Below are 17,601 nucleotides of genomic sequence, written 5' to 3'. Positions count from 1 at the left end.
GCTCGATCTAGCCCTTGTTCGCTTCCTTCGCGGCGTTGTCCAGCAGGATGAGCAGGTCGCCGATCTGGTAGTCGCCGACCATCATCTTCTGCAGGTCCTCGATCGGCAGCTCGCCCTGGCCCGCCAACGCGCGGACGAGGTTGGCGATGTTGTCCGCGTCGGTCGGGTCGAAGCCGGCGAGGCGGGCGGCGTCGATAAGCTGCTGCGCACCCAGACCGCCCGCGGCGAGCGCGAGGATGGCCACCACGAGCTTGGTGCTGTCCTGCTCGAGCACCTTCAGCTCGCCGGAATCCGGCGCCTGGAACTGCTCCAGCACGCCGCCGCCTGCGCGCAGGTCGCCGGCCGCGAACTGGCCCAGCTGCGCGGCGTTGCCGTTGAAGATGTTCATGTCCACCGGCGTGTTGATGCCCACCACTCGGCCGGAATCGCTGCGCTGCCAGAAGGAAAGCTTGTCCCAGCCGCCGACCGGGGCCGGCGGGCGGTTCTGGTAAGCCGCCAGCCACAGCGGGTACGAGGTAAAGGCGCGGGTATCGTTCATGCGCTCGTACCAAAAATAGCGGTAGGTGTAGATCATCGGGCGCTTGCCTGTGCGCGCCTCCAGCTCGGAGAGGAACGCCTGCGTCCAGCCCGCCAGCTGCACCGGGCCCAAGCCTTCGTCGACCTCGAGGTCCAGCACGGGCGGAAGCTGGGTCGCCGGGCCGTCGTTGACCACGGAGGCGAAGTAGCGCGCCTGCGCCACCGGGTCCTCTGCCGGGCGCGCGTAGTGGTAGGCGCCCACCTTCAGCCCGGCCTCGGCCGCGGCCTTGGCATCTTCGTCGTAGAAGTCGTTCTTCCAGCCGTCGCCCTCGGAGGCCTTCACGTAGGCGAAGTCCTGGCCGCCGGCGGTGCGGACGGAGCCCCAGTCGATGGCTGCGCCGCCCGGGCGCTGGTGGCCCGCCACGTCCACGCCGGAGACAACACCCGGGATGGACTGGGCGTCTGCGGGCCCGGTCACCGGGTTGACCACGCTTAAGCCCACGGCGAGCGCGGTCACGGCGGCGGCTGCGGTACGGATGCGGCGAGAAATCTGCATGACCGACACACTAAACCACTCAAGTCACACGCACCACACGCGACACGCAAGTTACAGCGCGCCGGCGGCTCTCGCCCGCTCCACCACCTCCGGGATCGCGGCGAGGAACTTCTCCACGTCCTCGCGCGTGTTCGTCCGCCCCACAGTCACGCGCAGCGCGCCCATCGCCTCGCACTCCGAAAACCCCATCGCCTCCAGCACGTGGCTCATGCGCAGCACACCGCTGGCGCACGCCGACCCGGCCGAAACCTGAATGCCTTGCGCGTCCAGCAGCATGATCAGGGCGTCCGCGTTCGCCCCCGGGAACATGAAGTGCGCGTGCCCGGGCAAGCAGGGCTCATGCTTTGCGACGATCACCTCCGGCACCGCCTCTTTCACCCCAGCAATTACCGCATCGCGCAAGTCCGCGATCCGCTGTTGCTCCTGCCCCATCTCTGCGACAGCTTCCTCCAGCGCCGCCGCCGTGGCCGCGGCCGAGGCCACGTCCACCGTGCCGGAGCGGATGCCGCGCTCCTGCCCGCCGCCCAAGATCACCGGCTTCGGCGCCGGCGAACGACGCGCCAGAAGCAGGCCCATCCCGCGCGGGCCGCCGAACTTGTGCGCGCTGGCCGCAAGCGTGGCCGCGCCGAGCTCGTGGAAGTCCACCGGAATGTGGCCTACCGCCTGCACCGCGTCCACGTGCACAGGGGTTCCAGCGGCCCCGGCCCGCGCAACCGCCTCGCGCACCGGCTGGATCGCGCCGGTCTCGTTGTTCGCCCACATCACCGCCGCCACCGCGGCCGGGGTATCCAACGCAGAAAGGTCCGAAACCACGCCGTCTCGCCCCACCGGCAGCCATTCGGTCTGGCCCAGAGACTTGACTACCTCGAGCACGGCCGGGTGCTCGATCGGGGTGGACACGACGCGGCCGCCGCCGGAGGTGTCGTGAAGCCCGCGCACCCCGATGTTGTTCGCCTCGGTGCCGGAGCCGGTGAACACCACCTCCACCGGGTCCGCGCCAAGTGCCGCGGCGATGCGCTCGCGGGCGTCGGCGAGCACCGCGTTCGCTTTACGCCCGACGGCGTGCTGGCTGCCGGCGTTGAGCGCTCCTGCGTGCTCCACCCACGCGTCTATGGCGCTTTGGCGCATGGGGGTGGTGGCTGCGTGATCGAGGTAGACCATGCCCCAAAGGTTAGGCATGCACTCGCGCTCCGCACACATGCGCCACCGCGTCGTCGCCGATGCGCGCGATCACCACGCCCATCTGCCTGTCCCCGCGCAGCTTGAGCTTCTTGCGCAGCTGGTCCGGGTCCACGTCCACCCCGCGCACGAGGATCTCCGCGCTGCCCACGCCGTGGCCGGCGAGCGTCTTCTTCAGCGCGCGCAGCGGCACCGCCTCGATGAACTCGAAGCCGCTGTACCCCTCTGGGATCGCGTCGCCCGTGGTGTAGGCGATGTGTTCGTCCAGCATGCTCAGCCCGTGGCGCGCCGCCCACTGCCGAACCAGCCCGGCGCGCACGACCGCCCCGTCCGGCTCGATGATCCATTTGCGCGGGCCGGTGACCTTCACCTCGTCCGGCTCGGCGTCAGTGACGCGCTCGTCGAAGTCCCGGAGCACTACTGCTTCTCTGCGAGCTCCGCCCGCCAACCCCGGCGTATACAGGCACGCCTCCTTGACTCCCCCGTCCACGGACACCACGCTGACCAGGCCGTCCCACCCGGAGTAGTCGATGCCCGGCGCGCACTTGACCGCCATCTCGCGGCCCGTGTGCGCGGCCAGCAGGTCCGGCAGCGGCGGCAACAGCTTCGCCGGGTCGGTGATGCGCTTGCCGCCGGCGCGGCGCGCGGGATCGGCCACCACTGCCCCGCCCTTGCTCACCGGCGTAAGCGCGTCGGCGCGGGCCAGCCAGGCGTCCGGCCCAAGGTTGTGGCGGGCCATGACCAGGCGGGCGGCGTCCAGGTCGGAGCCGAGCCAACTCATGCCAACCTCGCGGAACGCCGGCGCCTCTGAACCCACCGAGCAGGTCACGTCGTGGACGAACTCCACCCCGGCCGCCGCAATCCGCTGCGCCCTCACACGCGCCACGCGCGCCGGGGTGGCCTGTTGCACCGCGTCGGCATCAGTGAGCCAATCCTCCGGGAACTTCCCCGCCGCCGCGCGCTGGGAGGAGATGAGCACGCTGACAGCGCGGGCGTACTCGCCGAAGCGGGCATCGAGTACCGCGCGGTCCGCGAACACCGACTGCTTGGTCAGCGCCACCTCCGGCGCAACGTCGGCGATCTCCCCGGCGTGCGCCGCCAAAAAGCGGGCTTCTGCAACGCTAAATCCCACCGCGGCGTCCAATCCTGTCCATCGGCGTGAACGAGAAGAAGTCGCGGTAGCGCAGGTCGTCCACCGGGTCGCCCACCACCGGCGACAAGTCCGCGCGCCACGCGGCGGCCAGCGCCTCTTCCGCGTCCTCGAAGCGCGCCACCTCGTTCAGCTGCGCCCACGTCGAGGGCGCCAGGCGCACCAATCCGTGGCGCCAACCCTCCAAGATCAGTTGCGGCGGAAACCAGTTGGCGTCGTCCGCCTCCTCGGTGTTGGAATCCGGCTCCTGGCCTTCCGGGTTGGCGGCGACGAAGGTGAAGGTGTCGAACCAGTTGCCGCTTTCAGACTTGCCTACCCACCTCGCGAGCGGTTTCAGCAGGTCGGCGCAGACGTTGAGGTTGGACTCGCGGAGCACGTCGGTAAGCGAAAGCTCGTGCGACTCCAGCTTCAGGCGGTGCTCGTGGAAGGGGCGCGCGTCGTCGAGCAGCACGCCGTCGTCGTCCACGGCGAGCAGCGTGCCGGTTTCCTCGAACAGTTCGCGAACCGCCGCGAACAGAAGCGCGTGCGCCTTGTACTTGGTCACGCCCAGCTGGCGGGCCAGGGAAATGGCGGAGCGGCCGAGCCACAGCTCGCCGTCGTCCCACGCGCGCGGCGGAAAATCGCGCGAATCCACCCCGCCGCCGGGAAAGACGGTGATCCCGGGGTAATTCGGCATGGATAACACGCGCTCCTGCATCCACACCTCGAGCCCGTCCGCACCGTCGCGAAGCAGCATCACCGTCGCGGACAGGCGGGCACCTTGAAACCCGCTGCGCTCGTGGACGTCGATGGTGTCGCCGACGTCGTGCGTCAGCACGCCCTGGGTGCGATTCCTTCTCGTGGGCATGGCCGAAAACCCCCAGGCTTACGCCCGGTGCGCACCCCCGCGCTTGGCGCGAGCCCGGCGCGCAGTAAAGCGGCCCTCATCCACCGTGACTTCGATGGGCTGGTGGTAGGCGCGCGAGACGTTTTCGGAGGTCAGCACGTCGTCGATAAGCCCCTGGGCGACCACCTCTCCCTCGTCCAACAGCATGGCGTGGGTGAAGCCCGCCGGGATCTCCTCTAAGTGGTGGGTGATCATGACAATCGCCGGTGCGTCCGGGTCCATGGCCAGATCGCCCAGGTAGGCCAGCAGGTCCTCGCGCCCGCCCAGGTCCATGCCTGCGGCCGGCTCGTCCAGGATCAGAAGCTCCGGGTTGGTCATCACCGCGCGCGCGACCAGCACGCGCTTCTTCTCGCCGTCGGACAGCGTGCCCCAAGTGCGGTCAATCAGGTGGATCGCGCCGACCTGCTCGAGCACCTCGAGGGCTTGCTCGTAATCCATCTCGTCGTAGTCCTCGCGCCAGCGCCCCAAAATGGCGTAGCCGGCGGAGACGACCAGGTCGCCCACCTTTTCGTTGTCAGGCACGCGCTGCGCCACCGCCGACGACGTCACGCCGATTGCCGCGCGCAGGTCGCGCATGTCGGTTTTACCGACGCGCTCGCCGATGATGAACACGGTGCCCTTGGACGGGAACTCCTGGGCCGAGGCCATGCGGATCAGGGTGGTCTTGCCGGCGCCGTTGGGGCCGATGACCACCCACCGCTCGTCCAGCTCAACCTGCCATGTCACGGGGCCCACCAGGGTGTTGCCGCCGCGGATGAACTCCACGTCGCGCATGTCCACCAGCAGGTCCGGGTCTGTCACCAATTCCTCACTCGCATTCACGCATCCATCTTTACCTATTTCGGCCCGCGTGTGTGGGAGGCCCGCGCTACCCTGGCTGATGGAATGCAGGCAGGTTGAGAGGGTCTGAAAAATGGTTGCTCGCTTTGGCATCGACGATGTGCGCCCCCAGGTTTCCGGTCGCACGTTGCCCGCGAAGGCGGTGGTCGGCGAGGTGGTGCCAATTTCAGCGCTGGTGTGGCGCGAGGGCCACGACGCCATCGCGGCGACGCTGGTGCTGGTCTCGCCGTCCAGCGAGCAGTTCTCGGTGCCGATGCACCAGGAGGTCTACCGCCCGGATTACGTCCACGGCATCTTCATCCCCCGCGAAAAGGGGCTGTGGCGCTACCGCGTGGACGCGTGGAGCGACGTGATGGCCACGTGGCGCAATGCGGTGGAAAAGAAGCTCGCCGCGGGCCAGACCGAGGCTGAGCTGGCCAACGACATCGCCCACGGCGCGGACTTGTTCACTGCGGCCATCGCCCAGACCCCCTCGCCGCAGGTGCTGGAGAACGCGCGCACATTGCTTCTCGACGACACGCTGCCGCTCGCCGACCGCATCGCGCCCTGTGTCTCGCAGGAGGTGCGCGACGTGCTGGCCGAGTACCCGCTGCGCGAGCTGGTCACCCGCGGGCCCGTGGCCGACATCCTTGTGGAGCGCCGCGAGGCGCTGGTGAACTCCTGGTACGAGATGTTCCCCCGCTCCACCGGCGGGCTCGACGCTGACGGCAACCCCGTCCACGGCACGTGGGAAACCACCGCGGACCAGCTGCAGCGCGTGGCCGACATGGGCTTCGACACCGTGTACTTCCCGCCGATCCACCCCATCGGCGAGGTCAACCGCAAGGGCCGCAACAACACGCTGACCCCGGAGGACGGCGACGTGGGCTCGCCGTGGGCGATCGGCTCCAAGCACGGCGGCCACGACGCCTTCGACCCGAACTTAGGCGGCGAGGACGAGTTCCTGGACATGATGGACCACGCCAACGAGCTGGGCCTGGAAATCGCCCTCGACTTCGCCCTGCAGGCCGCCCCCGACCACCCGTGGGCGACAGAGTACCCGGAGTTCTTCACCGTGCTCGCCGACGGCACCATTGCTTATGCCGAGAACCCGCCCAAGAAGTACCAGGACATCTACCCGCTGAACTTCGACAACGCCCCGGAGAAGCTCTACGCCGAGATCTACCGGGTGCTCATGTACTGGGTGGATCTGGGCGTGACCACCTTCCGTGTGGACAACCCCCACACCAAGCCGGTGGATTTCTGGCACTGGCTGATTTCGAAGGTGCACGAGACGGACCCGGACGTGATCTTCCTGGCGGAGGCGTTCACCCGCCCGCCGCGCATGTACGGGCTGTCCAAGGCCGGGTTCTCGCAGTCCTACACCCACTTCACCTGGAAGACCACGAAGGCGGAGCTGACCGATTTCGCCCAGCTGCTCGTGGACGTCGCCGACGTCTCCCGCCCCAACCTCTTCGTCAACACCCCCGACATCCTGCACGCCTCGCTGCAGCAGGGCGGCCCGGCGGCGTTTGCGCTGCGCGCCACCCTGGCCGCAACCATGAGCCCGCTGTGGGGCGTCTACTCCGGCTACGAGCTCTACGAAGACCGCCCCGTCGCCGCAGGCAGCGAGGAGTACCACGACAGCGAGAAGTACCAGCTGCGCCACCGCGACTTCGCCGCCGCGCTGGAACAGGGTAAATCGCTCGAGCCGTACCTGACGCTGCTCAACACCATCCGCCGCGACAACCCGGCGCTGCAGCAGCTGCGCCAGATCCGCTTCCACGACATCGCCAACGAGCAGATCATCGCCTACTCCAAGGTCGATGCGGAGACCGGCAACGCGGTGCTTGTGGTGGTCAACCTGGATCCTTCGTCCACCCAGGAGGGCATGCTGCGTGTCGACGCCTCCGCGGTCGGCTTCAACGACGGCGAAACCTTCGAGGTGCACGACCAGATCACCGGCGAACACTACACCTGGACCACCGCCGAGACCGGCAACTTCATCCGCCTCGCACCCGAGAAGAACGTCGCGCATATTTTCCGGTTGCCGGAGGTGCCTTCGGCTCGTCGAGAAGCACTTGCGTACCGTCAGATCTCAGACCACGACTACCGTCCCTAAGGAAGCTCATGAACACCGACCTGCTCATCCCCGAAGGCGACCGCCAGCGCCTCATCGAGTGCAAGCACCACGCGCCCCACGATTTCTACGGCTGGCACCGCGTGGGCGCAGGATCCGTCGTGCGCACCCGCTTCCTCGGCGCCGAGCGCGTGGAGCTGCTCATCCACAACGGCGCCCGCGCCATGGAGCCCATCGGCGACGACATCTGGGCTATTTTGCTTGACGACGAGCACGCGCCCGACTACCGCTTCCGCGTCACCTACCCGGGTGCGGAACCGCGCATTATGGCGGACGCGTACCACTTCCTGCCCACCCTGGGCTCGCTGGACCTGCACCTGATCAACGAGGGCCGCCACGAGCGCCTCTGGGAGGTCCTCGGCGCGAACGTGCGCTCCTACGAGACCTCGCTCGGCGAGGTCCGCGGCACCTCGTTTGCCGTGTGGGCGCCGAACGCCCAAGGCGTGGCCGTCATCGGCGACTTCTGCGGGTGGAACCCCAACCAGTACCCCATGCGCTCTCTGGGCTCCTCCGGCGTGTGGGAGGTCTTCATCCCGGGCATCGGCGACGGCGCCACCTACAAGTACGCCATCCAGACCGCCGACGGCACCCGCGTGGACAAGGCCGACCCGCTGGCTAAGCGGACACTCACCCCGCCGGAGACCGTCTCCGTGGTGGCCGCGCCGAGCGAGTTCGAGTGGACCGACGAAGAGTGGATCAATGCGCGCGCCGGCATCGACGCCACCAACTCCGCCATGAGCGTCTACGAGTGCCACATCGGCTCCTGGAAGCAGGGCTCCAACTACGCCCAGCTGACCGAGGAACTCGTGCCCTACCTGGTGGAAAACGGCTTCACCCACGTGGAATTCTTGCCCGTGGCGGAGCACCCCTTCGGCGGCTCCTGGGGCTACCAGGTCACCGGCTACTACGCCCCGACCGCCCGCTGGGGCACCCCTGACGAGTTCCGCAAACTCGTGGACACCCTGCACGCCAACGGCATCGGTGTGCTGGTGGACTGGGTGCCCGCCCACTTCCCCAAAGACGACTTCGCGCTCGCGCGTTTCGACGGCTCCGCGCTCTACGAGCACCCCGACTGGCGCCGCGGCGAACAGAAGGACTGGGGCACCTACGTCTTCGACTTCGGCCGCCGCGAGGTGCGCAACTTCCTGGTGGCCAACGCCCTGTACTGGTGCGAGGAGTTCCACCTGGACGGCCTGCGCGTGGACGCCGTGGCCTCCATGCTCTACCTGGACTACTCCCGCGAGCCCGGCGAGTGGCTGCCCAACCAGTACGGCGGCCGCGAGCACTGGGAGGCCGTGCAGTTCCTCCAGGAGATGAACGCCACCGTGCACCGCGAGCACCCCGGCGTGCTCACCATCGCCGAGGAATCCACCGCCTGGCCGGGCGTGACCGCGCAGACCGACGCGGACGGGCTGGGCTTTTCGCTGAAGTGGAACATGGGCTGGATGAACGACACCCTGGAGTACTTCTCCTTGGATCCCATCCACCGCTCCTACCACCACAACGAAATCACCTTCTCGCTGGTCTACGCGTTCTCCGAGCGCTACGTGCTGCCCTTTAGCCACGACGAGGTGGTCCACGGGAAGGGCTCGCTGTGGACTCGCATGCCCGGCGACGACTGGAACAAGGCCGCCGGCCTTCGCGCCCTCTACGGCTACATGTTCTCGCACCCCGGCAAGCAGCTGATGTTCATGGGCTGCGAATGGGGCCAGACCACCGAGTGGGACGAGGCGCACTCCGTCAACTGGGACAACATCGCCGACAGCTGGGGCCACGGCTACCACCGCGGCATCCAGCGCCTCGTGCGCGATTTAAACCGCGTCTACCGCGACACCCCGGCGCTGTACTCGCAGGACAACACCCCGATGGGCTTCCAGTGGGTCAAGGGCGACGACGCCGCGAACAACATCCTCGCCTACATCCGCTGGGGCGTGGACGCCACCCCGGTGCTCGCCGTGGTGAACCTCTCCGGTGCCTCCCAGCCCAACTACCGGCTCGGGCTTCCCGAGGCCGGCGAGTGGGAGCTTGTGGTCAACACCGACGACGCTGTCTACGGCGGCGCCGGCAACGACCTGCCGCAGGTGCTCACCACCGAGCCGACCGAGTGGGACCGCTTCGAGCAGTCCGCCGAGCTGCACGTGCCGGCGATGAGCGCGCAGTACTACATCCTGCGCCGCTAGAACAAGGCGCTGGCGAGCCGGGTGCGCGCCGCGATCACGCGCGGGTCGCCCGGCTCGAGCAGCGTCAACAGCTCCAGCAGGCGCTCCTTAGCGCGCGGCTCGTCCTTGACGTGCTCCAGCAGACGGTCGAAGGCCGCTTCCGGGTCGCCTGCGACAAACTCCTTGTCCGCGAGCCACAGCAGCTTCTCGACGTCATCCGCCGGCTCCCCCTGTCCCTGCACCCTCTTGAGCACAGCCACGGTCGCCTTGGCCTGCTTGATGTCCGCGTTGGTGGGGTCGTCCGCGAGGATCTCGTCGTAGACCGCCGTGGCGGCGTCGAAATCGCCCGCGTTGAGCGCCTCGGTCGCGCGGTCCAGGCGGGGGTCGGCGTCTTCCTGCTCGGGCGCGTTGTCGTCGGCAAGCCCCTGCAGCTGCGGGCCCACCTGGCTGACCAGGGCGCTCACCCACTGCTCGAGCTCGTCCGCCGGTTGGTTGCCCTCGAAGTTGGCCACCGGGCGCCCGCCCGCGAGCGCAACCACGGTGGGCAACACGCGCACGCCCATGGCCTGGGCGACCTGCGGGGCGGTATCCGCGTCCACGTAGCCGACCAGGAAGGCGCGCTGGCCCACCGAAAGCCTTTCAAACTGCGCCTTCAAGCTCTCCGAATCCGGGCTGCGCGGCGTGCCGATGAGCAGCACCACGGGAATCTGCATGGAGCGCTCGAAGATGTCCTTTTCAACGTTGGCCTCGGTGACCGTGATAAACGGCTCGAAGCCGCCCTGCGCCTCGTCGTTGCGGTCCGCGAGCGCTCCCAGGTCGATCGCGCCGCCGGTGAACTGCGGGTTGGTCATATTACGCCTCCAGGTGCTTGTTCAGGGATTCGACTTTCTGCTGCATCATGTTCTCGTAGCCGGGGCGGATATCCGCCTTGACCACCAGCGACACGCGCGGGGAGACCTCCTCCACCGCCTGCGTCGCCCGCTTGATCACGTCCATGACCTCGTCCCACTCCCCCTCGATGGTGGTGAACATCGCCGTGGTCTCGTGCGGCAGGCCCGACTCGCGGACCACCTTCACCGCCCGGGCGACAACGTCGGACATCTCCGCGTTAGAGTTTTCGGTCATGGTCGGTGCCACAGAAAACGCTGCAATCATGCGGCCAATCCTAGCGCCGCTGCCAACAGTGCTTGTGCCAGTGCCTCCGGTCGTCCGCGCCACGGCCGGTATCGCGCGGCCACGCCACCACGTGCGCCACCCCGGGTGGGATGTTCTGGTTGCAGCCCGGGCAGATGTAGTACTTCGTCGCAGCCGCCGACCCGATCTGGCGGACCTTGAAGATCTCCCCGTTGGTCCAGCTCGGCCCCTCCATCTCTTGGGTGCCGATGAACGTGGAGCCGTCCCTGGGCAGCACGTACCGCGACACCTGGTGCTGGCGTCGGTTCCTCCGCGGCATCAGAACAGGCGCAGCTCCGCGGACTCGATGCCGCGCAGCTCGTCGTAGTCCAGGGTCACGCACTCGAAGCCGCGGTCGCCCGCGAGCGTGCGCGCCTGCGGCTTGATCTCCTGCGCTGCAAACACGCCGCGCACCGGGCGCAGCAGGTCGTCGCGGTTGAGCAGCTCCACGTAGCGGCTGAGCTGCTCCACGCCGTCGATGCCGCCGCGGCGTTTCACCTCCACCGCCAGCGTGCCTCCGTGAGGGTCGCGCGCCAGGATGTCCACCGGCCCGATCGCGGTCGGGTACTCGCGGCGCACCAAGGTCACCCCGTCGCCGAGCGTGGTGATGTGCTCCGCCAAAAGCTCCTGCAGGTGGGACTCCACGCCGTCCTTGACCAGGCCGGGATCCTGGCCGAGCTCCTTCGTCTCGTCCAGCAGCACCTCGGAGATGGTGATCCGCAGCTGCTCGCCCTTCGGGTTCTCCACGATCCACAGCTCTTCGCCGGTGTCCTCGCCGTCCACGTCCACCACCTGCTCCACCCGAGTGGTGCACGGCGGCGTCATCCAATTCAACGGCTTGTAGGCGCGGTCGTCCGCGTGAATGGACACAGACCCGTCCGCCTTGACCAGAATCAGGCGCATCGCCTCCGGCAGGTGCGCATCCAGGCGGCCGACGTAATCCACAGAGCAACGGGCTATGACAAGACGCATGCCTGTCAGGGTACAGCCGCCCTTAGCGCTGGTTTGCATCGCGCTGCGCGCGCTGGACCAGCGAACGTACGTCGATACGCTCCTGGCGCACATCCGGTGCCGCCTCCACCCACGACACCAGCCCCATCTCCGTGTGGCGGTCCGCCGCGAACTCGAAATCGCCCTGCGGGCCAGTAAAGCGGAGGACGTGACCAATCTCCGGCATGAACTCGCGTTCGCCCTCGGTCACGTCCCTGAACCCCTCGAACTCCACCCCGCGGCGATCCAGCTCCACGTCGTGGTGGAACGTCAGGGAGCGCAGCTTAAAAAACAGCAGCCGCTCGCCGTCGTAGCGCAGCACGCCATGCCGCCAGCCGTGGATCCCCTCAGCCGGCAGCTCGCGCATCATCGCCCGCGCGCCGGAGTTGCGCACCATGGCAAAGCGCCACCCCGCGGCCGCTGCGAGGACTACCAGGACTAGCGCTGCAACACCTGCGACGACCATCATCCCGGCCCAACCTCCTCGACCACGCTGGATAGACATTTGCCAGTGATCATATCGCACAAATGCGAAACACCCCCTCCCGGTTTCCCGGGAAGGGGTGCGTTCGTGGCGGTCGGCGTCTATGCCTTCCTTGCCAGAGACTTCTACTGGCTCTGACGGCGAACCGCGGCGAGCTCCGCCTCGGAACGTGCCTTGACAACGCGGTCCTCGTCGTGGAGGTGGGACTCCGCGTCAGCGGTGTCAACCTCGTCGGCGAAGATCGCGTAGTCGGCCAAGATGGTCACCTTGTCGCCCACAACGGACAGGAACCCACCCTGGACGGCGGCGACGATGCGCTCGCCGTCGGTCGGGCGGATGGTCACCACACCGTTGTCCTTGAGCTGGCCAAGGAGCGGCTCGTGGCCAGGAAGGATGCCGATCTCACCCTCCGTGGTCTGGGCGGTGACGATGCTTGCCTGGCCTTTCCAGAGCATGCGGTCGACCGCGACCAGTTGAGCGGTAAGTTCAGCCATCTTCTACCCTCCTACGCCTGCAGCTTCTTGTACGCAGCCTCGACGTCGTCCAGACCGCCAAGGCCGTTGAAGGCCTGCTCCGGGTAGTGGTCGAACTCGCCCTCGCAGAGACGGTCGAACGCGTCGATCGTCTCCTCGAGCGGCACGTAGGAGCCCTCGTCGCCGGTGAACTTCTTCGCAACGAAGAAGTTCTGGCCCAAGAAGCGCTGGATCTTACGCGCGCGCTGCACGGTGATCTTGTCTTCCTCGGACAGCTCGTCCATACCGAGGATGGCGATGATGTCCTGCAGCTCCTTGTTCTTCTGCAGGATACCGATCACCTTCTGCGCGACCGCGTAGTGGCGCTCGCCGACGATGCCCGGCTCGAGGATACGAGACGTGGAGGTCAGCGGGTCCACGGCCGGGTAGATGCCCTTCGACGCGATCGAACGGGAAAGCTCGGTGGTCGCGTCGAGGTGGGCGAAGGTGGTGGCCGGAGCCGGGTCGGTGTAGTCGTCCGCCGGCACGTAGACGGCCTGCAGCGACGTAATCGAACGGCCCTTGGTCGAGGTAATGCGCTCCTGGAGCACACCCATCTCGTCGGCCAGGGTCGGCTGGTAGCCCACGGCGGAAGGCATACGGCCCAGCAGGGTCGACACCTCGGAGCCCGCCTGGGTGAAGCGGAAGATGTTGTCGATGAACAGCAGCACGTCCTGGTTCTGCACATCGCGGAAGTACTCCGCCATGGTCAGGCCGGACAGGGCCACGCGCATACGGACCCCCGGCGGCTCATCCATCTGGCCGAAGACAAGCGCGGTATCCGGCAGCACGCCCATGTCCTCCATCTCGAGGAACAGGTCGGTGCCCTCACGGGTGCGCTCGCCGACGCCGGCGAAGACCGAGGTACCGGAGAACTCGCGTGCAATACGCGTAATCATCTCCTGGATCAGCACGGTCTTGCCCACACCAGCGCCACCGAACAGGCCGATCTTGCCGCCCTTGACGTACGGGGTGAGCAGGTCGATGACCTTAATACCGGTCTCCAGGATCTCGGTCTTACCCTCGAGGTCCTTGAACGCCGGCGGCTCGCGGTGGATGCCCCAGCGCTCACCGTTCTCGCCCACCGACGGGTCGTCCAGGCACTGGCCGAGCGCGTTGAACACGTGGCCCTTCACCTGGTCGCCCACCGGCACGGAGATCGGGTTGCCGGAGTCTGCCACCTTAGCGCCGCGGACGAGGCCGTCGGTCGGCGCCATAGCGATGGTGCGCACGAGGTTGTCGCCCAGGAACTGGGCGACCTCGAGCACGATGGTCTTGGACATCTCGCCGAGGTCGATGTCGACCTCGAGCGCGTTGTACAGAGCGGGCAGCTCGCCACGCGGGAACTCCACGTCGACGACTGCGCCGATGACGCGCACGACACGGCCGTTCTCAGAACCGCGCGGGTTCTGAGTGTTCTCGACCTGAGCCGGTGCGGTGTCGGTCTCAGAAGCCGCACCCGCCAGCTCGTCGTTGCGCTCATCAAAAGAGTGAGCAGTAGTCATGATTTAGTCACTTTCTCCACTACCGGACAGCGCGCCAGCGCCGCCGATAATCTCGGTGATTTCCTGGGTGATCTTTGCCTGACGGGCTTGGTTAGCTTCACGGGACAGGTCGTTAGCCAGCTCCGTAGCATTATCCGTCGCGTTCTTCATAGCCGTGCGGCGCGATGCCGACTCCGCTGCAGCGGACTCCAGGAAGATCGAGTAGAGCAACCTGGAGACGTACACCGGAAGCAGTTCTTCCATCAGCGTGTCAGCGTCGGGCTCGAAGTTCATGTCCGGGCCCACCTCGCCGGAGGTGGTCAGCATGTCCTGCTGCTCGTACTTGAACTCCTCCAGCACCGGCTCAATCGGCAGGAGCTGGGTGACCCGGGCCTCCTGCGACAGCATGGAGACGAACTCGGTGTAGACGACGTGCACGACGTCGAAGCCGCGCACGGAACCACCTTTGGCACCGTCGACACGCAGCGGCACCGAGCCTTCTGAGCCTGCCATGTAGCCGTCGATGATCTGATGGCGCACGCCGTGGGTGTCCTCCCACGACGGCTGCTGCGAGAACCCGGTCCAAGAACCTTCAACGTCCATGTCGCGGAACTTGAAGTGCGTGACACCCTTGTTGCCGGTGACGTAGCGGACTACCTCGTACCCGGCATCGGTGAGCATGCGCTCCAGCTGCGCCGCCTTCTTCAGGACGTTGTGGTTGTAACCGCCGGCCATACCGCGGTCAGAAGTGACCACGAGGATTGCCGCGACCCGGCCGTTCTCACGCTCATGGAGCATGGGGTGGGCCAGGGAGCTCGCGGACGCGAGGCGTTCCATGACGTCTTTCAGCTCGTCGGCGTACGGCTTAGCCGCCTCGACGCGCTGCTGGGCCTTGGTGATCTGCGCGGTGGCGATCAGCTCCTGTGCCTTCGTAATCTTCTTCGTTGAGTTGACGGACCTGATGCGGTCGCGCAATTCGCGAAGCGTTGCCATGGTGTTTCCTCCCTTCCTTTATGTAGTAGTCCTAGTCGCGTTGCACGCGTACTAGGAGCGGCTGACGTTGAGCTGGTTCTTGGACACGTGCTTGGAGTCGAGCGGCTCCGCCTCGGCCTCACGGACGATGCGCTCGCCGGAGGAAGCCTGGAAGTTACGCGCCAGGTCCTCGTTGATGCGCAGGATCGCGGCCTGAGAGTCGTCGTCAAGCTGCTTGCCGCCCGCAATCTGGTCGTAGACCTGCGGTGCGTTGGCGCGGATGGCCTCGTGCAGCTCTGCCTCGTAGCGGCGGACGTCCTCGACGGGAACGACGTCGAAAACGCCCTCGTTCGCGGACCAGATCGAGATGATCTGGTACTCGACTGCCTGCGGAGAGTTCTCGGACTGCTTCAGCAGCTCCACCAGACGCTGGCCGCGCTCGAGCTGCTTCTTGGAAGCGGCGTCGAGGTCGGACGCGAAGGCCGCGAAGGCCTCCAGGTCGCGGTATGCGGCTAGGTCCAGACGGAGGTTACCGGCAACCTTCTTCATGCCCTTGGTCTGCGCGGCGCCACCGACGCGGGACACGGAGATGCCCACGTCGATAGCCGGGCGGACGCCCTGGTTGAAGAGGTCGGACTGCAGGAAGACCTGGCCGTCGGTAATCGAGATGACGTTGGTCGGAATGAAGGCGCCCACGTCGTTCGCCTTCGTCTCGATGATCGGCAGCGCGGTCAGGGAGCCGGCACCGAGCTCGTCGTTGAGCTTGGCGGCACGCTCCAGCAGGCGGGAGTGCAGGTAGAACACATCGCCCGGGTATGCCTCGCGGCCCGGCGGGCGGCGCAGCAGCAGGGAGATGGCACGGTATGCCTCGGCCTGCTTGGTCAGGTCATCGTAGATCACCAGGACGTGCTTGCCCTGGTACATCCAGTGCTGGCCCAGGGCTGCACCGGAGAACGGCGCGAGCCACTTGAAGCCAGCGGAGTCGGACGCAGGAGCTGCCACGATGGTGGTGTACTCCAGTGCACCGACCTCCTCCAGAGTCTGGCGCACACCAGCAATGGTGGAGCCCTTCTGGCCGACGGCGACGTAGATGCAGCGCACCTGCTTCGACGGATCACCGGTCTCCCAGAATTCCTTCTGGTTGAGGATGGTGTCGATGCAGACTGCGGTCTTGCCGGTCTTGCGGTCGCCAATGATGAGCTGGCGCTGGCCGCGGCCGATCGGCGTCATGGCGTCGATCGCCTTGAGGCCGGTCTGCAGCGGCTCCTCGACCGGCTGGCGGTCGAGCACGCCTGCGGCCTGGAGCTCCAGGGCACGCTCTTCGTTGGACTCGATGGGGCCCAGGCCGTCAATCGGCTGGCCCAGGGGGTTGATCACGCGGCCGAGGAAGTTCTCGCCGACCGGGATCGAGAGAACCTCGCCCGTCCGCTTGACTTCGTCGCCCTCGGAAAGGGTCTCAAAATTACCCAGCACCACGACACCGATGGAATCGGTCTCGAGGTTCTGTGCGACGCCGATGACGCCGTTCGGGAACTCGAGCAGCTCGTTCGTCATGCAACCTGGCAGCCCGGAAACCTGGGCAATACCATCTGCAGCCGAAGTCACCACGCCGACCTCCTCACGGGAGGCCTCCGCGGAGTAGCTCGAGGTGTAGTTCGCTATCGCGCTACGGATCTCATCGGAGGAGATCGTCAGCTCCGCCATGTTCTTCCTGCTCTCGGTAGTTTCTTCCAGCATGTTGTTTTCTATTTGGTCGCCTGGGCCGCCATGTCGGTGCGCAGGCGGTTAATCTTCCCGCGCGTCGAACCGTCGATGACCTCATCGCCCACACGGACAACCATTCCGCCGAGGAGGCTGGGGTCAACCTCAGAGTGGATGGCCATCTCGCGACCGTAAATCTGCTCCAGCTTGCGGGCCAGTGCATCGCGCTGGGTGTCGCTGAGTGCCTCAGCGGCCTTCACGCGTGCGACAGCCTTGCCACGCAGCTCCGCGACGCCCGCGGCCAGCTCGGCCAAGTCGTCGACGGGGTTGTGGTTGGGGCGGCCGATAACCTGCAATGCCAGTGCCTCGGTGAACATCGTCACCTTGCCGTAAATCACGCTAGCCAACAGTCCGCGCTTCTGCGCCGGGGTCGCGGTGCGGTCGGAGAGCAGCTGGGTCAGCTCCTTCTCCCCTTCGAGCAGCGTGGAGAGCTGGTACAGCTCGTTTTCCACCTGCTCCAGCTGGCCCTGCTCCTTGGCACCCAGCTCCAGCGCGTGACGGCCGAGGTTGACCAGACCGGCGCGGAACTCGCGCGGGGTCGACCACTCCTGCTGCGCCGCAGCGATGAGGATGTTCAGGGTGGGCTCCGCAACCTTGTTGCCGAAGACGTCGCGGATGATGCCCTCGCGCTGCGAGGACTCCAGCGACGTGTCGGCCACGGCAATACGCAGCGCGCGCTCGGTGTCGAGCTGGTCCACGGTGAGGAACAGCTCGGTACCGATCTGCGCAGCCACGGCGACGGAATTGTCGGCGTTCCGGATCAGCTCCTCGAGCTTGCCCGTAACGTGCGACTGTGCTTCGCGACTAGCTGCCTTCATCT

The 17,601-nt window shown here is 66.9% G+C and carries 17 protein-coding genes; 2 read left to right on the top strand and 15 right to left on the bottom strand.

Translation table 11 applies throughout. The features are described from left to right. Positions 1 to 7: 7 nt before the first annotated feature. The 5 genes from ACX1NL_RS05220 to ACX1NL_RS05200 are packed head-to-tail and all read right to left on the bottom strand — an operon-like array spanning position 8 to position 5,061. Entirely contained in the window at positions 8 to 1,072 is a 1,065-nt protein-coding gene (locus ACX1NL_RS05220; RefSeq protein WP_458898791.1) for a glycoside hydrolase family 25 protein, read from the bottom strand. 51 nt (positions 1,073 to 1,123) lie between these two features. Then, positions 1,124 to 2,233 carry a cysteine desulfurase family protein gene (locus ACX1NL_RS05215; protein WP_458898790.1) on the bottom strand — a complete coding sequence of 370 codons (1,110 nt, stop codon included), beginning with the start codon at positions 2,231 to 2,233 and terminating at the stop codon, positions 1,124 to 1,126. Between the two features lie 10 nt (positions 2,234 to 2,243). Continuing rightward, positions 2,244 to 3,383, bottom strand: coding sequence for a THUMP-like domain-containing protein (locus tag ACX1NL_RS05210; protein WP_458898789.1), 1,140 nt, complete (start codon positions 3,381 to 3,383; stop codon positions 2,244 to 2,246). Then, positions 3,373 to 4,248 (bottom strand): NUDIX hydrolase, encoded by an 876-nt coding sequence (locus ACX1NL_RS05205; protein WP_458898788.1) that lies wholly within the window; start codon positions 4,246 to 4,248, stop codon positions 3,373 to 3,375. Before ACX1NL_RS05205 ends, ACX1NL_RS05210 begins: the two co-directional genes overlap by 11 nt. Before the next feature lie 18 nt (positions 4,249 to 4,266). Beyond that, positions 4,267 to 5,061 (bottom strand): ABC transporter ATP-binding protein, encoded by a 795-nt coding sequence (locus ACX1NL_RS05200; RefSeq protein ID WP_458898904.1) that lies wholly within the window; start codon positions 5,059 to 5,061, stop codon positions 4,267 to 4,269. Positions 5,062 to 5,200: 139 nt separating this feature from the next. Here ACX1NL_RS05200 and ACX1NL_RS05195 point away from each other — a divergent pair, with 139 nt between their 5' ends. Then, on the top strand, positions 5,201 to 7,228 hold the full coding sequence (locus tag ACX1NL_RS05195) for a maltotransferase domain-containing protein (protein ID WP_458898787.1): 2,028 nt from the start codon (positions 5,201 to 5,203) through the stop codon (positions 7,226 to 7,228). A gap of 8 nt (positions 7,229 to 7,236) precedes the next feature. Next, a complete protein-coding gene (glgB, locus tag ACX1NL_RS05190) occupies positions 7,237 to 9,426 on the top strand; it encodes a 1,4-alpha-glucan branching protein GlgB (protein ID WP_458898786.1) in 2,190 nt (729 codons plus the stop codon). On the opposite strand, the gene ACX1NL_RS05185 is transcribed toward glgB, so the two are convergent. The 10 genes from ACX1NL_RS05185 to ACX1NL_RS05140 form a co-directional block, all read right to left on the bottom strand. Then, complete coding sequence (locus tag ACX1NL_RS05185) at positions 9,423 to 10,256, bottom strand: tetratricopeptide repeat protein (protein WP_458898785.1); 834 nt, start codon at positions 10,254 to 10,256, stop codon at positions 9,423 to 9,425. The two genes, glgB and ACX1NL_RS05185, sit on opposite strands and share 4 nt — an antisense overlap. 1 nt (position 10,257) lies before the next feature. Next, positions 10,258 to 10,560, bottom strand: coding sequence for an MTH1187 family thiamine-binding protein (locus tag ACX1NL_RS05180; RefSeq protein ID WP_181888249.1), 303 nt, complete (start codon positions 10,558 to 10,560; stop codon positions 10,258 to 10,260). A gap of 10 nt (positions 10,561 to 10,570) precedes the next feature. Next, the gene (locus ACX1NL_RS05175; protein ID WP_239305933.1) at positions 10,571 to 10,858 is read right to left on the bottom strand and encodes a hypothetical protein; all 288 of its coding nucleotides are present in this window, start codon (positions 10,856 to 10,858) and stop codon (positions 10,571 to 10,573) included. Further along, complete coding sequence (gene nucS / locus ACX1NL_RS05170) at positions 10,858 to 11,550, bottom strand: endonuclease NucS (protein WP_239305934.1); 693 nt, start codon at positions 11,548 to 11,550, stop codon at positions 10,858 to 10,860. Before nucS ends, ACX1NL_RS05175 begins: the two co-directional genes overlap by 1 nt. 22 nt (positions 11,551 to 11,572) lie before the next feature. Beyond that, positions 11,573 to 12,037 carry a DUF2550 domain-containing protein gene (locus ACX1NL_RS05165; protein ID WP_181888246.1) on the bottom strand — a complete coding sequence of 155 codons (465 nt, stop codon included), beginning with the start codon at positions 12,035 to 12,037 and terminating at the stop codon, positions 11,573 to 11,575. Positions 12,038 to 12,177: 140 nt separating this feature from the next. Beyond that, positions 12,178 to 12,546 (bottom strand): F0F1 ATP synthase subunit epsilon, encoded by a 369-nt coding sequence (locus tag ACX1NL_RS05160; protein ID WP_194989527.1) that lies wholly within the window; start codon positions 12,544 to 12,546, stop codon positions 12,178 to 12,180. A gap of 11 nt (positions 12,547 to 12,557) precedes the next feature. Continuing rightward, positions 12,558 to 14,069 (bottom strand): F0F1 ATP synthase subunit beta, encoded by a 1,512-nt coding sequence (atpD, locus tag ACX1NL_RS05155; RefSeq protein ID WP_236883397.1) that lies wholly within the window; start codon positions 14,067 to 14,069, stop codon positions 12,558 to 12,560. A 3-nt stretch (positions 14,070 to 14,072) separates the two neighbouring features. Beyond that, positions 14,073 to 15,041, bottom strand: a complete 969-nt coding sequence (locus ACX1NL_RS05150; RefSeq protein WP_239356192.1) for a F0F1 ATP synthase subunit gamma — start codon at positions 15,039 to 15,041, stop codon at positions 14,073 to 14,075. Between the two features lie 51 nt (positions 15,042 to 15,092). Beyond that, on the bottom strand, positions 15,093 to 16,757 hold the full coding sequence (atpA, locus tag ACX1NL_RS05145; protein WP_458898784.1) for a F0F1 ATP synthase subunit alpha: 1,665 nt from the start codon (positions 16,755 to 16,757) through the stop codon (positions 15,093 to 15,095). Positions 16,758 to 16,765: 8 nt separating this feature from the next. Then, positions 16,766 to 17,599, bottom strand: coding sequence for a F0F1 ATP synthase subunit delta (locus ACX1NL_RS05140; RefSeq protein WP_181888243.1), 834 nt, complete (start codon positions 17,597 to 17,599; stop codon positions 16,766 to 16,768). Positions 17,600 to 17,601 lie beyond the last annotated feature (2 nt).

This window comes from Corynebacterium sp. CQ3829_602738 (assembly GCF_054478435.1).
Note: the sequence above shows the minus strand (reverse complement) of the source record. Positions and strands in the feature narration are given on the sequence as shown.

Coding starts and splice junctions, on each gene's coding strand:
- ACX1NL_RS05160 (WP_194989527.1), bottom strand. CDS start 12,546: ATGGCTGAACTTACCGCTCAACTGGTCGCGGTCGACCGCATGCTCTGG.
- nucS (WP_239305934.1), bottom strand. CDS start 11,550: ATGCGTCTTGTCATAGCCCGTTGCTCTGTGGATTACGTCGGCCGCCTG.
- atpA (WP_458898784.1), bottom strand. CDS start 16,757: ATGCTGGAAGAAACTACCGAGAGCAGGAAGAACATGGCGGAGCTGACG.
- ACX1NL_RS05150 (WP_239356192.1), bottom strand. CDS start 15,041: ATGGCAACGCTTCGCGAATTGCGCGACCGCATCAGGTCCGTCAACTCA.
- atpD (WP_236883397.1), bottom strand. CDS start 14,069: ATGACTACTGCTCACTCTTTTGATGAGCGCAACGACGAGCTGGCGGGT.
- ACX1NL_RS05215 (WP_458898790.1), bottom strand. CDS start 2,233: ATGGTCTACCTCGATCACGCAGCCACCACCCCCATGCGCCAAAGCGCC.
- ACX1NL_RS05195 (WP_458898787.1), top strand. CDS start 5,201: ATGGTTGCTCGCTTTGGCATCGACGATGTGCGCCCCCAGGTTTCCGGT.
- ACX1NL_RS05185 (WP_458898785.1), bottom strand. CDS start 10,256: ATGACCAACCCGCAGTTCACCGGCGGCGCGATCGACCTGGGAGCGCTC.
- ACX1NL_RS05205 (WP_458898788.1), bottom strand. CDS start 4,248: ATGCCCACGAGAAGGAATCGCACCCAGGGCGTGCTGACGCACGACGTC.
- ACX1NL_RS05165 (WP_181888246.1), bottom strand. CDS start 12,037: ATGATGGTCGTCGCAGGTGTTGCAGCGCTAGTCCTGGTAGTCCTCGCA.
- ACX1NL_RS05180 (WP_181888249.1), bottom strand. CDS start 10,560: ATGATTGCAGCGTTTTCTGTGGCACCGACCATGACCGAAAACTCTAAC.
- ACX1NL_RS05175 (WP_239305933.1), bottom strand. CDS start 10,858: ATGCCGCGGAGGAACCGACGCCAGCACCAGGTGTCGCGGTACGTGCTG.
- ACX1NL_RS05220 (WP_458898791.1), bottom strand. CDS start 1,072: ATGCAGATTTCTCGCCGCATCCGTACCGCAGCCGCCGCCGTGACCGCG.
- glgB (WP_458898786.1), top strand. CDS start 7,237: ATGAACACCGACCTGCTCATCCCCGAAGGCGACCGCCAGCGCCTCATC.
- ACX1NL_RS05200 (WP_458898904.1), bottom strand. CDS start 5,061: ATGCGCGACGTGGAGTTCATCCGCGGCGGCAACACCCTGGTGGGCCCC.
- ACX1NL_RS05140 (WP_181888243.1), bottom strand. CDS start 17,599: ATGAAGGCAGCTAGTCGCGAAGCACAGTCGCACGTTACGGGCAAGCTC.